Origin of the sequence: Enterovibrio nigricans DSM 22720 (assembly GCF_900167155.1) — a bacterium.
In the GTDB taxonomy this organism is placed as follows: Bacteria; Pseudomonadota; Gammaproteobacteria; order Enterobacterales; family Vibrionaceae; genus Enterovibrio; species Enterovibrio nigricans.
The window spans coordinates 1-14,411 of sequence record NZ_FUXU01000090.1 but is presented as its reverse complement, the minus strand read 5'-3'; the positions used below and the strand labels follow the sequence as shown (position 1 = coordinate 14,411).

General features: G+C 46.8%; 14 protein-coding genes and 2 pseudogenes. 9 read left to right on the top strand and 7 right to left on the bottom strand.

Annotated features, from left to right (window positions below; genetic code table 11):
- Positions 1-253: 253 nt before the first annotated feature.
- The 5 genes and pseudogenes from B5D35_RS20115 to B5D35_RS20095 form a co-directional block, all read right to left on the bottom strand.
- Positions 254-3,010, bottom strand: a complete 2,757-nt coding sequence (locus B5D35_RS20115; RefSeq protein ID WP_078754289.1) for an alkaline phosphatase family protein — start codon at positions 3,008-3,010, stop codon at positions 254-256.
- A gap of 306 nt (positions 3,011-3,316) precedes the next feature.
- Positions 3,317-4,591, bottom strand: coding sequence for an amino acid deaminase (locus B5D35_RS20110; protein WP_078754288.1), 1,275 nt, complete (start codon positions 4,589-4,591; stop codon positions 3,317-3,319).
- A gap of 133 nt (positions 4,592-4,724) precedes the next feature.
- Positions 4,725-5,588, bottom strand: coding sequence for a sterol desaturase family protein (locus B5D35_RS20105; RefSeq protein ID WP_078754287.1), 864 nt, complete (start codon positions 5,586-5,588; stop codon positions 4,725-4,727).
- Positions 5,589-5,729: 141 nt separating this feature from the next.
- A pseudogene (locus B5D35_RS20100) lies at positions 5,730-5,945 on the bottom strand (VF530 family protein); the annotation flags it as partial.
- 156 nt (positions 5,946-6,101) lie between these two features.
- Positions 6,102-6,428 (bottom strand): hypothetical protein, encoded by a 327-nt coding sequence (locus tag B5D35_RS20095; RefSeq protein ID WP_078754285.1) that lies wholly within the window; start codon positions 6,426-6,428, stop codon positions 6,102-6,104.
- A 258-nt stretch (positions 6,429-6,686) separates the two neighbouring features.
- On the opposite strand from B5D35_RS20095, the gene B5D35_RS20090 reads away from it, so the two are divergent.
- From B5D35_RS20090 to B5D35_RS20050, 9 genes are all read left to right on the top strand, one after another.
- A complete protein-coding gene (locus B5D35_RS20090; protein ID WP_078754284.1) occupies positions 6,687-7,055 on the top strand; it encodes a hypothetical protein in 369 nt (122 codons plus the stop codon).
- A 233-nt stretch (positions 7,056-7,288) separates the two neighbouring features.
- A complete protein-coding gene (locus B5D35_RS20085; RefSeq protein ID WP_244556675.1) occupies positions 7,289-8,059 on the top strand; it encodes a DUF3450 domain-containing protein in 771 nt (256 codons plus the stop codon).
- Complete coding sequence (locus B5D35_RS20080; RefSeq protein WP_078754283.1) at positions 8,059-9,405, top strand: MotA/TolQ/ExbB proton channel family protein; 1,347 nt, start codon at positions 8,059-8,061, stop codon at positions 9,403-9,405. The genes B5D35_RS20085 and B5D35_RS20080 overlap by 1 nt, the downstream gene beginning before the upstream one ends.
- Complete coding sequence (locus B5D35_RS20075; protein WP_078754282.1) at positions 9,402-9,953, top strand: MotA/TolQ/ExbB proton channel family protein; 552 nt, start codon at positions 9,402-9,404, stop codon at positions 9,951-9,953. Before B5D35_RS20080 ends, B5D35_RS20075 begins: the two co-directional genes overlap by 4 nt.
- A complete protein-coding gene (locus tag B5D35_RS20070; protein WP_078754281.1) occupies positions 9,950-10,354 on the top strand; it encodes an ExbD/TolR family protein in 405 nt (134 codons plus the stop codon). Before B5D35_RS20075 ends, B5D35_RS20070 begins: the two co-directional genes overlap by 4 nt.
- Positions 10,354-11,025, top strand: a complete 672-nt coding sequence (locus B5D35_RS20065; protein ID WP_078754280.1) for an energy transducer TonB — start codon at positions 10,354-10,356, stop codon at positions 11,023-11,025. Before B5D35_RS20070 ends, B5D35_RS20065 begins: the two co-directional genes overlap by 1 nt.
- 5 nt (positions 11,026-11,030) lie before the next feature.
- Positions 11,031-12,209: a tetratricopeptide repeat protein gene (locus B5D35_RS20060; protein WP_078754290.1), complete on the top strand. Its 1,179-nt coding sequence runs from the start codon at positions 11,031-11,033 to the stop codon at positions 12,207-12,209.
- Positions 12,210-12,424: 215 nt separating this feature from the next.
- Entirely contained in the window at positions 12,425-12,973 is a 549-nt protein-coding gene (locus tag B5D35_RS20055; protein WP_078754279.1) for a hypothetical protein, read from the top strand.
- A gap of 154 nt (positions 12,974-13,127) precedes the next feature.
- Complete coding sequence (locus tag B5D35_RS20050) at positions 13,128-13,526, top strand: GFA family protein (RefSeq protein WP_078754278.1); 399 nt, start codon at positions 13,128-13,130, stop codon at positions 13,524-13,526.
- A 42-nt stretch (positions 13,527-13,568) separates the two neighbouring features.
- Here B5D35_RS20050 and B5D35_RS20045 read toward each other — a convergent pair whose 3' ends face one another.
- Together B5D35_RS20045 and B5D35_RS24390 are read right to left on the bottom strand one after the other, a co-directional pair.
- A complete protein-coding gene (locus B5D35_RS20045; protein ID WP_078754277.1) occupies positions 13,569-13,820 on the bottom strand; it encodes a hypothetical protein in 252 nt (83 codons plus the stop codon).
- A 174-nt stretch (positions 13,821-13,994) separates the two neighbouring features.
- Positions 13,995-14,411 (bottom strand): annotated as a pseudogene (locus B5D35_RS24390) (AAC(3) family N-acetyltransferase); the annotation flags it as partial.

Sequence of the window (14,411 nt, the reverse complement as noted above, 5' to 3'; positions counted from 1 at the left end):
CTTACAGGACTGGGTATGCCTGAAACTCAGTATATTGCTTAAGAACCGAACAACTTTAGGCTGCCATGTCTTCCAACCGAATTAAGCAACAAAGCCCATAATAGAGGGTTATTGGTGAGATAGTAACACGTCTGGAATGTCACAGAATGCACTCAGTTGTAATGCGGACTTTACAAATTGGCTTACGCGAAGGCGATGAATTGACCTATTTGGACGTGAGGTATCCAAATAGGTCAACTAAATCGTACATGTATTAAGGCGATTGATTATCTGAGGGGTGATTGTCAGAGGTTTGGAGTTGGTTGAGCAGTGACGGGAAACCCCAACCATCCTGACCAACAACGACTGGTTTGTTTGTTAAGTACTCATAAAGGGTGGGTGAAAGTGAGCCGTTTACGGCACTCCCTATACGAGAATCCGCGTTGACGGCGGTGCCCCAAAATCCGATGAAAGCGTCTTTTTCGTGGAAATGCTCTCCAGCATGACGTCCTGGCACTTTGGTGTTATAGCCAATCCCTTGCGCTGGAAAGAGATTAATGGTCCCTGCCCTGTCTTCATCATAAAGATGGGCTAGCTGGTTGATGCTGTCCGGCCTTGGCGTGAGTCGGGTTAGTTGTCGCCACGTGTCTTCATTACACCAAGTTTCAGGGAGGGAGTTTGACGCTGGAACCATGCATTGATTAATCAATGCTGCTTTCTGCATTTTTTGTGCGTCAGATTGTTGAGAGGCATAAGGATTTTGCGCATATAGGTCGAGCAATACGGGCTGTTTTCCATCTTTTGCATAGTATCGAGAGTATGAACCTTTCCGCTCAATGAACTCATCAACCCGCTTTCCGTCGCGTTCGCCAACAAGACGGACGATACATTTTTCGGTGTTACAGTCCGTTTCTCGAACGACGAGATAATCAAGGCTTTCTCCCAGCCGTTTTACCGTTTCATGGACGATATCTATTCCGGGTTCATCAGTGGCAGAAGATAGGGATTTCCAATAGGTCAGTTCATGGAAGAGGGGCTGAGTTGCCCAGCCTCGGGAAGAATTAAAAAGGTCCATCATATAGTTGCCGCCCGCGGTTGACGCGACAATGATGTCAACGCCCCTATTGCTTGGATAACGAAACGCATGAGTGATTTTTGGGCCCTCTCCTTCATCGGACGAAATCTTCCTTATGATAGGTGAGATGCCATAATCCGCATCGATACCGTCAAAAATCTCCCTTTCAGGGCTCACGATATAGTGAATTGGCGTTAAGCCATGGTCGCCAGCCATTCCCCACAATACCTGGTCGTAAACGCCCGCTTCGCGGTAGACGTTTTCCATTCGGCCCAACCAATAATCCAGACGGTTAAGCTCACCCGTTGGCGCAAGGATTTCGTCAGCAAAGGGGCCCGTAAAGTGTGCGAAATGATCGGCCCAAGGGTTATAGGCCAACACAAAATCAGGCAGGCCTTTTTGGGATTTTTCAGCGTACAACTGGATGTGATCTTCAACGGCTAATCGTTTGGTGTAACGCGTTAACGGTGACCATATGGAGATAGATTGATAGCGTTTAATGTCGTCGACAAGCTTCTTCCGTTCTTTTCGCAGAGAAATTTCTTCATGACCGCGTCGTTCAAGATCATTTAAACAACGCTGCTCGCCGAAATCTCGGATAGCTTCACCCAGCCCCAAGTTCAGCAAAGGGTCATAGCTGGATTGTGCATACCAATCGTACTGTGCGTTACAGTTTAACGTGACCATTGGCACCAAGCGTTCAAACTGGGTCTTTGCTCCGTTGCCATCAAATAAAGGGTCGAGTTGCAATGCGTCATTGCCGAAGAAGTAATAGGCTCGGTCTTGCTTGCGGTCAACAAAGTGAAAGTTAGGGATCCCCGTCCCCCCTTCGCCCGCGACATTGGCCCCCGTTTTGACGATAGGCAGGTTTCTGACGCTGATGGTTGGTGTGGTTGAAACCCCATACTCTACAACGCCGTTTCTATCGTGTTGATAGAGCTGTCTGAAAAAGGGCAGGTAGCGAGTGTCATCAAAGGGTGTTTCAGCGATCTGATACAGAAAGCGGTTGTCTGGCACTACATTAGGCGTCGTTATTTCCACGTGCTGTGGGGCAAAGTTTGTTGCGTTAAGTTCATCAATCTTTACCTGCTGCAAAAATGGTGAGGGTGTTTTGCTGACAAGGCCTTGCATTAATGCTTGTTGTAAGCCATCGACAACGACTTGAACAGCCATTGGTCGCTGGTTTTGGTGATCCAAATATTCAATGAGGGCATTGGGGTTGTTTTTTAGTGTGCGAATCATCCAATCGTCAACAGCCTTTGATTTGGCTTTTTCGAGCAAAAATTGGCGATACCCTTTCAATACGTTCAGGCGAACAAAGTCGATAAGGCTAATGGTAATCGCTTGCGCTTGATTATTTTCCTTCTCTAGGTGCTCAGGCTTTCCGTCCTCAATCACACGAAGGATTGCGGACTTTATATCACCCCCTTCAAGGCTAGCGCTGTACTGGGTCAGCATTTCTATAAGAATGTGTTGAACGGTAGAGACGGTTTCTCTGTCCGAGGGACTATCAGTTAGATATCGATATTGCTCCGGTAGATCAGAGCCATACAGCAACTTGTCTTTACCAAACAAGGCATCATAGAGTGTGACAAGCATGGCGATAAACTGTCGGTTTATGATATCTGCTTGTGTAGCGGTTTCCTTGCTACCATCCCCCTCACCTTGTTCCAGCGTAAAGAGCGTATGCTGCCAATTTTTCAATTCTGGCTCTGAAAAGGTGTCCAGCAAATAGCCTTTGAAAATGTCCTCGTTGACAATTTCACCCGTGTACTTGTCATAGAAGCTGTAGAGTAAATGACCCAGTTGAATGGCATAAACGGGGTTTGACAGTTGTGCAATAACACGTGCTTTAACATCGACATCCAATGGCAACGTTAATACCAGAGCATCGAGCGTAACACCACCAACAGTAAAGAGCGTGGCATCTCGGGTGGTAGCAGCACTGAATTCCATCGACTGAAAAAGGTTCGAGAACGCCAGTTGGCTGGTGTTATATACCGCACCAATAAGGGGGTCGTATCAAGTTCACTGGCATTAACCATGGGTGTCAGAGAGAGTGATACGCAAAAAGCGACGGTATGCTTACAAAGACGTGTATGGGTCATGAAGGCCAAATTGTGAACGAAATTATTGTGGTAGCTTACAAGAGCTCAGTAGGGATAAAAAGTGAGCATGTCAGAATTGTTGTCTTTACACTCAAACAAGTTGACCCAAACAACCCGTATTTTTAGGCTGCTTGAGTCGGTTTTAACTTCGTCATTAAAACTGCGTGGGCATCCATTTTTCGACGATAAACTCTTCATCTGCAAGCGCGATATAGCGCCACTTGTCAAAGGTTAAACATGGATGGGAAGTGGAAAAAGCGAGTATGTCGCCAACATAAAGCGTGACGTCATCCGGCACGTTAACGAACAGATGCTGATCCATGATAGCTGTGGCTTCTAGCCCTTTGATATTGATGGGCTCTCCGTCACGAAAACCGCGTTCGACCACGGGCAAACCTGCATCATACGCGGCGTCGCGTTTACCTAACCCAACGACAGCTTTCCCTGCTTCAGGTAATGAGACGACGTATGCCCAAACCTCAAGCGCATTTTTCAAATCGCCGCCAAGGTTGGTGGCGACCTTTTTACCGTCTTGGGCGCGAAGCATGACTTTTTTCTGCGCGGTTTGATAAATCCCTGTGTCATGTGTGAGGTAGCAACCTGGACGTATTATCGTGAGTAAGTCGTCATATTGCTGGAAGATATCTGAGACGACGTCATACCACGCTGACCCGGCCCCGGTTAGCACAGGGTGTTGGCTTTCGATTAAATCGATGTCTTTAAGTAAGCGGCAAAACTCGGCGGATTGATGGATAAACGCTTTCACCTGCTGTTCAGCGTCTTCGCCGTGAATCACGCCTTCGTAAACTTCGACACCTGCTAGCGCGATACCGGGAAGCCCTCGAATATAGGCAGCCAAGGCTTGTGCGTCTGAGAGGTCGCGAACCCCGCATCGTCCCCCATCAATACCCAACTCAATTAGCACATTCACCTTTTGGCCTAGAGGAGCAAAGAAATCAGAGAGTTGTTTTACGTTCAAATGGTTATCAACACTGCAATAGAAGTTGACGGGTAGGCGACTCATAAGATGGGAAACCGCGGCCATATTCGCGCGTCCCACCAATTGGTTAGCCATGATAATATTTTCTGCGCCCGCTTGAGCCGCGACATCAGCTTGCGGTGGTGTGGCAATGGTGATCCCCCACGCGCCCTCTTCAAGCTGCTTTTGGAACAGGGCGGGGGTCATTGATGTTTTACCATGCGGACACAGTTCAACGTTATAGACGGTAGCGAAGCGTTGCATCCAGCCTGCATTATTGTCGAGGGCTTTTTCATAGATAACCGCAGCGGGTAAGCTGATGTCTTCATGTTTTAAGTGATAACGGCCATCATCTTTCGGGGTTATCCATACCCCTTTGGTGCCAACGGGCCAATCTCCATCAACCCAAATCTGATAGCGATTCTCAGCTTGTAGCTTCCCTTCACCCATTCTTTATTCTCCTAACATCCTATGTTGGTGATCATTTGAGCAAGTGTGTTCTGAGTGTAAGTACATGAAAGCGGTCATGCTAGTGGGCTATGTTAGGTTTCCGATCTCCATCAGCCTGTATGACCAGGTACGCCTACATCTTTCGCGTTTTTTCCGCATCATCCGCAAACTTTGGGGTGCCAAACAAATAGCGAAACCTGACGTTAAGTGGCGTTGGCTTTGCTGACAATGCGAGACCTAGCATTGTTCGCCATTGATGAAATGTGGCCACAAACGGATTCCAACTGTTCACCTGTTTAGGAATGCCGTAATCAATGACAACATCCGGCTTCTCTTCCACAAAGGTTCCAAACCCTTTGTCCCAAATGATCAAAACGCCCGCAAAATTCCTGTCGATATACTCTGGATTACGAGCGTGATGGACACGGTGGTGGGAAGGCGTATTGAAGATTGTTTCAATCCATTCTAGCTTTTTCACGATGCGTGTATGGACGAAAAATTGGAAACCCAGATTGAGGGCTACGATGAGCACGACAGAAGAAGGGGGAAACCCGATAACAATAAGTGGCGTCCAGAAAAGCCACATTCCGGAGATTGGGTAAGTCAGGCTTTGTCGAAATGCCGTCGTAAAATTCATCTTTTCTGAGCTGTGATGCGCAATGTGGGACGCCCAGAGCCAGTGAATATGATGAGACGCACGGTGGAACCAGTAATAGAAAAAATCTTGGAGAATGAAGAGGGTAACAAACGCGAAGGGTGTCAGGCTGATATCGAGAAGTCGAAACTGATAAAGCCACAGGAAAAAGGGCATTAACAACAAGGTAGCAATCAAGTCTGCAGCTTGGTGGAAACCTGCCAAACTGAAATTGCAGACGACTTCTTTTAGCGAGTAGTCGCTGTCACCTCGTTTTTTCAGAATGCGGTATTCGACCACCATGCAGATGAAAAAAAGTGGCGCGAGAAGAAGCAGTGTAAGCGCTTCTTGGCCAGATTCCATGCCGACTCCATCGGATGAGTTTTAACCAATATAACTCATCCGATGAGTGCTAACAATGTGCTAGCTATTAGACTTGTCGTTGTTCAGTTTTTTTAACGCCGCATCCCAAGGATTGGCTGCGACCTTTGGCGCTGCTTTACCTTGGAAGGTGTCGATATAAAGCCCTTCAACTTTTTCTCTTGCCCAAGGTGTTTTTCTCAGGAACTTGAGGCTGGATTTTACGGAAGGATCACTGCGAAAGCAGTTGATAGCCACTTCTTTAGCGAGGTGTTCCCAGCCGTAGTGATCAACCAATTCGTTGATAATTTGTTCAAGCTTTACGCCGTGGAGTGGGTTGTTTGGTTGATCGTTCATAATACAGTTCAACAATGAGGAATTTCAGGGCGACTGTGCCACAAGGTGTATGCCCAAGCAACCTGAATCCTGCAACTTCAGGTTACCGGTGTAAACATCGACTATGGAAAAGGGAGCCAATGGCTCCCTTTTCTGCATATTCACTGCTGTCTAGTGACATTAACGCATAGAGAGACTTTGTTCTGTGAATTGATTCATGCGCAGGCGCGTTTTGATGTCTTCACAAGCTCGTTGAATGCTAAATGTTTCTTCGTCACTCAAATGAAAAGAGAGTGTGCCAGTAAAACGTGCATCTTCGCAGATATCGGCGAGGCCGATAAGATCAGAAACCTTCGCATCCTCGGGATCTTTAAGCAGTTTCTCGTGCTGCTTTTGGATCTGAATGGCGTAAATTTTGCTTGAGTAAGTAATCGAGGAAAGTGTTAGTGCAATCATTGCAACGAGTAACACTGCAGTAGCGATAATAACCGTTTTATTTTTTGACATATCGTTCAACATCCACAACTTGAGATTCTGTCTTAATTCGGAGGAGATGGAGTCTACTCTTCTGGGCTGAATGTATACAAGCAATATAGCGAACACTGATAGATATCTGGAATTGAGTCATGCTTTTTTGTGTAGTTACTCAATAGTGAATTGTTTTTTCTAACTGCATCACAAAAAAGCCAGTTGTTCACCGCAGGCAAAGACAGTGTGTATCAAGCTATGTAGAATGAGAATCAATATCAATTAGGTGTTCTGACTATGTGCGAAGTATTACTTATCGAGCAGATGGTTTCGCCGTGTGGATGGGTTAAGAAAACGTTTGCTGAGCAAGGGTGCAAAGTGACGCGGGTATTGCATGCGAATCAAGCTTTGTTGGCAATGCGTCAGACCTCGTTCGACTTGCTTGTCATGGCTTATGATGATGCGACAGTTTGTCTATTGGATGTGGATAGATTGAAAGCACTGTCTCTATTACCCTTAATGGTGTTGTTGCCAGATAGCGAGACGAAAGATGAAGACCCCGATCTTGGTCTGTATGTAGATTGTCTTGTTAGCGACGCGATACCCAGAGAGAGGCTTTGGATAGAGGCACAAGCAGCTCTCGCAAATCGCTCTTTGAATCATTGAGCATTGTTTATATTTTGTATCGTCTCGCTTTCGACAAATGTTTGATATGAAGTAAAGAACGTCACCCTCCTCATTTTGATATGATATGCCCATGCTAGGAGCGCATTTGAGGTGTGCTTGAATGTTTCCTTTAATTTGCTGGGTGCTTACACAGTGTTTTGAATAGTGTTGGCAATAGAAAAACTGCCGATTTTTTACACTGTAAATGCGAAACAGCTTCAGAGACTCGTAACTTGAAAAACGTCATCAAAACGATGAGCACACTCTTGCTCATTGGTCTTCCTCTGGCCGCACAGGGTGTCAGTGTCGATCAGGCCGCAGCCATTGAAGGCCGTACAACCAAAGCGGGCGCGGCATCCCAGCATCGAATCAATCAAAGCGACAACCATGCACAACAGTTGAAAGCAGAAATTGCGCAATTAGAGGCGGAGGTAGAAAACCTGACTGTCTATCGCAACCACCTGCAACGATTGATTGATGATCAAAACAACGAAGCGACCAGCCTAGAGCAACAGTTAAGCGATATTGACCAAACGCGAGCGGGTCTCGTGCCTTTGATGTACCGCATGTTGGATGGGTTAGATGATTGGGTCTCTCAAGATATCCCCCTAAAAGGTTCGATTCGCCAAGAGCGAGTCGACGGCTTGCATGTCTTGATGGGAAGAGCGGATGTTAGCGATGCGGAAAAGATCCGACAAATTCTGGAAGTGTATCAAATAGAAGTGGACTACGGTGCGAGCCTTGGCCTGTATCAAGACACGCTAAACATTGGGGCTGGACCTCGTGTTGTTGATGTACTTCATCTAGGGCGAGTCTCTTTGATCGCGCGAAGCATTGATGGAAATGGCTTCTGGTTCTATGACAGGAATGCATCGAATTGGGAACCCGTTCCCCCCGCGCATTTTGCACTGTTGGAAAGGGCGTTCATGGTCGCCAAAGAGCGTGTTACTCCAGAACTTCTGATGCTTCCGCTTTCTACATCTATGTCGCTGGAGGCGGAATAATGAAAGGCCTTCACATTGCCACCCTTTTGCTGACGAGCGCAATATTTGCACCATCAGCAATGTCAGCAGATCTGGTTAAAGAAACACAGCGAGCGCAGCATACGGCCCAACAACATAATGCTGAACGTGAATCCGAGTTTTTGGCGGATGAACAAGCCCTACAAGCCAAGGTCGACGCGCTTAGAGCACAGCAACATCGTCTGGAAAACGAAACCACGACACTCAGTGAAACCTTTGCTGACAACGAGGGGAAACTATCAGCTCTCGAAGAAGATCTCCGATTGGAAACAGGCAGTTTGGGTGAGGTTTTTGGCGTAGTACGACAAGCCGCGAAAGCGTTAAGCCTTACCCGTGAAGATCGTCCCGTTACCATCGATGATGACTCCTTAGACAGTGCAATTAAAAAGATTGAAGATGCCAAAGCGTTGCCGTCATTGGCGACATTGACCACGCTTTGGACAGGTATTGAAAATGAATTGGTAAAAAGCGGACAAATCGCAGACATTACGGTGAATACGCGTGATGCCCAAGGATTGGTGAGCGATACGCCAGCTGTGCGACTGGGTAACATCGCCTTGGTTAACAAAGCGGGGTACCTTTCTTGGCATTCGGCAAACCACCAAGCAACACAGCTTTCAACTGCGCCAGAAAATGGATTGAACCTCTCTACTATCGAGACAGCAAAAGCGGGCGATTTTGTTCTTCTTGATCCGACACATGGCGTGTTACTGGATCAATTGTCGTTGACCCCAACCCTGAAAGACCGATTTGAACAAGGCGGTATTGTCGGCAAGGTCATCACCGCCATCCTTATTATTGGTTTGGGTATCGCGTTAGTTCGTGGATTGATTCTGGTGAAGACCCGTATCGCAATGTCGAGTCAAATGAAATGCCCAGATCAGCCGGGAGATAATCCTCTTGGACGCGTTTTAAATGTGTATCACTCAGAACCAGACAGATCACTGGATACGCTAGAACTGAGACTGATGGAAACCATCTTAGATGAGCAGCAAGGCTTTGAGAAAGGTCTTTCGATGCTCAAACTCCTCGCGGCGCTCGCACCGATGCTCGGCCTGTTAGGCACAGTAACTGGCATGATTGAAACGTTCCAAGTTATCACGCAATACGGCAATGGTGATCCCACAGTTATGGCCGGGGGCATTTCCATGGCACTTGTGACCACGGTGATGGGGTTAGTTACTGCCATGCCGCTGTTATTGGCTCACAATTTACTGAGCACTCAAGCCGATACCTTAAGAGGAATTCTGGAGAAAGTGGGTGTCAGTCTGGTTGCTGAACAATCAGAAGCAGCTGATTCAGTGATGGCCAAAAAGAGCGCAGCATGACGGAAATAACGTATTTGGACGCCAGTCAGCCTCTATCCTGGATCCCCTCGCTGGATGCATTTATGACGCAGGGTGGGCCCGTGCTTTGGGTATTCCTTGTTGTTGCTGCACTGAGTTGGATTTTAGCTATCGAACGGGTTTTATACCTCATCATCTCTTACCCTAAAGCGAAGAAAATCTGGGTGTCACGTTGGGAAGCGAGAAAAGACCACGCATCCTGGGCGTCTAAAGCGTTACGTGATGGTTGGTTGTTCGAAGCGCACCTGCAATTGTTTAGTAACCTCAACTTCATTAAAGGGCTGGTGGCCATTTGTCCGATGTTGGGACTAATGGGTACGGTGACAGGCATGATCTCTGTGTTTGATGTCATGGCGACTGCAGGGTCGAATGAACCACGCGCGATGGCGGCAGGTATTTCTATGGCGACGCTGCCAACGCTTGCAGGCATGGTTATCGCGCTAACGGGCCTGTTTGCGCATGCGAGAATCACCAAAACATGTGAACGATGCGAAGCGGCGTTAGCGAAAGCGATGAGGATCCGTGGATGAGATTTCAACGTCAGCAAAAAGTGCGTGAAGATGCCCAAATTGATTTAACCTCGATGTTGGATATCGTTTTTATCATGCTCATTTTCTTTATCGTTACCAGTTCTTTTGTCAGAGAGTCTGGTGTGGAAGTGAATCGACCTTCTGCTGCACACGCTGCCCCACAAAAAACGGTGAGCATTTACGTCGCTATTACGGCAACGAACGATATCTATATTGATCAACGAAAAGTGGATAAAGAGCGTGTCGAAGCGACGTTAGAGCGATTTAAATCCGAACAGCCTGAAGCATCTTTGGTGATTCAGGCGGACGAGCATGCATACAACGGTAGTGTGGTGGCCGTTATCGATGCCGCAAAGAGCGCAGGTATCGAGAGTATTGCGCTGGCTGCGGAGCAAAAGTAATGCTGCGATGGTTGCTTGCTTTGCCATTGGCGGTTATCACGGTTGTGAGCTTGTTTTTCCTGATGGCGACGATGGTAGGTCCAACCGATCTTTCTCACAACGCGCCGTCACAATCGCTCGCGTTTAATCTCGTTTTTTCAGAGCCAGAAACGGAAACAGCACGAAAAGACAGAACACCGCCGCCGAAACCTGAGCCACCTGAAGAGCCGGTAGCGATGCAGGCTGTAGCGCCGCAGGTTTCTCAGTCTGCAGCTGAACCATTAGCGTTGGATATACCTGAGATATCACTTGATCTCAGTGTGAATGGTCTCAATATTTCTGCGCCACAAATGGCGGATGTCCCGGTTGCGAAACCATCGCCAGTTGCCGCAGTTGGTCCGGTAGAAATTGCGGGAAACCAGAGCGCAGTGCCTATTTCTCGGGTTGAAGCGGTATACCCGCCAAAGGCGTTGCGACGTGGTATTGAAGGTTATGTCATCATGAAGTTTACGATTGATGCCCAAGGCCGCCCCATTGACATAGAAGTGATTGAAACCTCGCACAAACGCGTGTTTGAACGCAGTGCATTAAGAGCATTGAAAAAATTCCGATATCAGCCAAAAATCGTCAATGGTGTTGCGCAAGCACAACCTGGACAAACATTTAAATACGAATTCACCTTGGCCAAATGATGAAGATGTCCTTCGCGTTAACCCCTTTCATTTCACTGCTGTTTGCCATGTGTCTATTTGTCTCACAAGGGGCATTTTCAGCACAGCTTTCACAAACGACCGCTCGTAGTGCAATAAAAGCATTTGAATATCAGGACAACGAAGAGTGGGAGAAGGCCATTGCTGCACTTTCCTCCGCGAGAGTGCAAACAGACTATGACAAAGCGTATATAAATCGCATGCTGGGCGTCATGTACTGGCAAAACAATCAGCCTACTCATGCTATTACTTCATTGCAGACATCCGTATCGCTGGAGGCGCTTGAGCCTGATGCTCAGAATGCAGCAAAGCGTATGCTTGCTGATCTGTATATGACGCGCGAGCAATACGGTAGCGCGTTACCTCTGTATTACTCTCTTACCAAAGAAAAGGACATAAAGTCGTCCGATTTGGCCCAGATTTGGCTGAGAATCGCACAGGCAAACTATCAGCAAAACATGAACCGAAAAGCACTGGATGCAATTCATACACACCTTAAACTCGGTAAGGCAACGGTGAGTTCACTCTCTTTAAAGTTGGGTGCAGAGCTTAGGTTGAAAAAGTGGACGTCATCGATATCTACGTTAAAGCGCTTGCTAACGCTGGAGCCAACTAAAAAAGCCTGGTGGCTGCAATTGGTTAGCAGTTACCAAAAACTGGATGATCAAGAAGGTATGCTAAACACACTCGTGTTAGCACAGCGAAAGGGGATATCGCTAAATCAGTCCGAAAAACAGCTCATGGCACAACTCTATGCCCGAGCGGGGGTTCCAGAAAAAGCGGCAGTGTTGCTGAGTGAGATTAATCAGTCCCCACGAGATAAAACGTTGCTGGTGATGGAGGCTTCTTACTGGCAGCAAGCAAAAGAATGGGATAAGGCGATTTCGGCGTGGAAGCGAGCGGCAAATGAAGAGCCATCACACTTGTGGATTGTTGCTCAGTTAGAGATCCAGCAGGGGCAATATAGAGAGGCGCTAGAGACACTTAATCACATCACTGAGCCCAAAAGAAAAGTCGACGTTGAATTGGCACGTGTTAGAGCCTATGAAAAACTTGGCGATTTAGACGCAGCTTTATTGCATGCTAAACGGGCGCAAGAATATGCACCGTCTCCGCAAACCAAATCGTGGATTCAGTACCTTACGAAAAAACGTGCCAACCATTAAATCGGTGCCCTGAAAGGGGCATTTCTGTTTGTAATATTTCTCCGCATTTTTGTTATTGATATTTCCGTCACTATACCTTTATTATCCGGCACAGGCTTGCCATTGACCGTACTGCATACGTGAGGCAATCCGGAAATCTTGGCCGTCTGCAAAGGCCTGTTATGGAAAACCCCATTTTGGCGCTAATTTGCGCCTTTGATAGAGAAGAACCCTGAATGACGTTAGACCTCATCACAGAAATCCTTGGATGGACATCCGTTGCTTTTTACATCGGAATCACAATATTCAACACCATGAAATTTACACGCTTTGCAGCCTTCGGTTCTGCTGCAAACGACACAATTTGGGCTTTCCTGATGGGATGGTGGCCGAAAGTGATTCTGAATCTTTCTGTGGCGTCGCTTAACACCTACCGGTATGCCAAAGATTTTACCAATGCACCAAAGGCAGTGATTGTCGGTTTAGGGGCGATCATGGCAGGTGGCGTCTCGTACATTGCTTACGTTGCTGTCACTGCATTCATTGCAGAGCCTACGCTATCGGTTGCGCTTCAGTTTGCCGACTTAGGTATTATTCTGTTGGCGCTTTATATGACGACGCTGACGAATTACCGCAAGTTGATGCTGTTCTCGGGATTTGTGGGTATGGCCGCGTATTATGGTAACCCTCAAATGATGATCATTAAGGCACTGGTTATTGGCATCATGACCTATAAGTTGCTCTTTGATAAATCGCAAACTGCGGAGACAGCGGAAGCGATTTAATACGATTGAATTGATGAAAAAAGCGGCACGCGTCAAGAGTGCCGCTTTTTTTATGCGTAAAATTCAAAATTTTGAAAGAAAATGGGTGCAATTGAATATTGCTAAAAAATACCCGTTACAGTGATGCTGTTAACAATAAAAACAAGGATGAACTATGAAAGGAAGTTGTTTGTGTGGGGCCATTGAATACACGGTAAAGAAACTCAGCACACCGATTATGAATTGCTCCTGCAAAACGTGCCAAAAAGCACACTCTAGTGCTTTTGCAGTTACAGCAGGGGTTCAAGCAGACGATTTTGAATGGATAACAGGGGAAGATAAACTCGCTCACTACGAATCTTCTCCAGGCAAAAAACGCTATTTTTGTTCGCATTGCGGCAGTCAGCTTGTCGCTATTCGCGAAGGCGCACCTTTCCACATTCTGCGGGTTGCTACGTTGGATGAAGACCCGTTAGCGGTACCTGCATTGAGAATTTGGACATCGCATAAAGTACCGTGGTTAAGTGATGATCATGAGATGCCTTCCTATGAAGAGTGGCATCCAAATCGATAATTTTTAAGGGCAGCCTGTGGTGCTGCCCTTTTTTATCGCAGACTACTCGTATTTTACAAAGCCATCGTCAATACAGTTGCGGACGCAATTTTCTGCCGCACTTTCTGCGTCTTCCTGGCTTTTAAAGATAGAAAGGGATTTGTCAGAGTTCATGAGCTCATAGGCTTTAGTGGTGTCTTCTACCTCTAAATCTGGTTTAGAAAAAGAAAAAGAAAACGAGGCAGAGTAACCGCCCAGATCTTCGCGCTTGCTGACGTTGACTAAGTAGTTGATATTATTATGTGAACCTTTCATTTCATTTCTCCATTTTGCAACACGTGTATTACAAGGTAGGCACTAGAACGCCATACGTCAAAATTGTCGCTGACAAAAACGTGTTACAGAGAAGCATGAAAAATGCCTCAGTTGAACGAAGAACAACAGAGGCATAGTGTAGAAACGAAATGTGTAGAAATATGAAGCGGATCTTCAGTCAATTTGGACACTCTGAGGGTCATCGTTGGAAACGCTATCTTGTACGTCACAAGCAATCAATCCGCCTTTGGTCATGTCTTCACAGCGTGCGCAATTTTCATCGTTGCAGTGAGTAATTTCAGGCGTGGATAGAATCGCCAATGTGCTTTCTTCTAGCAACGCTTCTAAGGGATAGGCCGTCCATATGCTGCCCAAAACATTCTTTGATGCGCTAATTGGTGCGAGTACTTTTGCCAAATTTTCAAAGCCGTTTGAACAAGAGCCTACGCAAACTTCAACGCATTCTTTGTCCGCGGTATTGGCCCATCGACGCAAAAGAGAGCGACCAGCAAGTTCTTCGGCGTAATGGATCGGTGTAATACTGGTAAGCGTTACGCCAATCGATAGCACGATGGCATCTTGGGCGTCTTT

Bases quoted from the DNA above. Each gene is read 5' to 3' on its own strand.
- B5D35_RS20050 (WP_078754278.1), top strand. From the start codon at position 13,128: ATGAAAGGAAGTTGTTTGTGTGGGGCCATTGAATACACGGTAAAGAAA.
- B5D35_RS20070 (WP_078754281.1), top strand. From the start codon at position 9,950: ATGAGATTTCAACGTCAGCAAAAAGTGCGTGAAGATGCCCAAATTGAT.
- B5D35_RS20095 (WP_078754285.1), bottom strand. From the start codon at position 6,428: ATGTCAAAAAATAAAACGGTTATTATCGCTACTGCAGTGTTACTCGTT.
- B5D35_RS20065 (WP_078754280.1), top strand. From the start codon at position 10,354: ATGCTGCGATGGTTGCTTGCTTTGCCATTGGCGGTTATCACGGTTGTG.
- B5D35_RS20080 (WP_078754283.1), top strand. From the start codon at position 8,059: ATGAAAGGCCTTCACATTGCCACCCTTTTGCTGACGAGCGCAATATTT.
- B5D35_RS20115 (WP_078754289.1), bottom strand. From the start codon at position 3,010: ATGGAATTCAGTGCTGCTACCACCCGAGATGCCACGCTCTTTACTGTT.
- B5D35_RS20090 (WP_078754284.1), top strand. From the start codon at position 6,687: ATGTGCGAAGTATTACTTATCGAGCAGATGGTTTCGCCGTGTGGATGG.
- B5D35_RS20110 (WP_078754288.1), bottom strand. From the start codon at position 4,591: ATGGGTGAAGGGAAGCTACAAGCTGAGAATCGCTATCAGATTTGGGTT.
- B5D35_RS20045 (WP_078754277.1), bottom strand. From the start codon at position 13,820: ATGAAAGGTTCACATAATAATATCAACTACTTAGTCAACGTCAGCAAG.
- B5D35_RS20075 (WP_078754282.1), top strand. From the start codon at position 9,402: ATGACGGAAATAACGTATTTGGACGCCAGTCAGCCTCTATCCTGGATC.
- B5D35_RS20060 (WP_078754290.1), top strand. From the start codon at position 11,031: ATGTCCTTCGCGTTAACCCCTTTCATTTCACTGCTGTTTGCCATGTGT.
- B5D35_RS20055 (WP_078754279.1), top strand. From the start codon at position 12,425: ATGACGTTAGACCTCATCACAGAAATCCTTGGATGGACATCCGTTGCT.
- B5D35_RS20105 (WP_078754287.1), bottom strand. From the start codon at position 5,588: ATGGAATCTGGCCAAGAAGCGCTTACACTGCTTCTTCTCGCGCCACTT.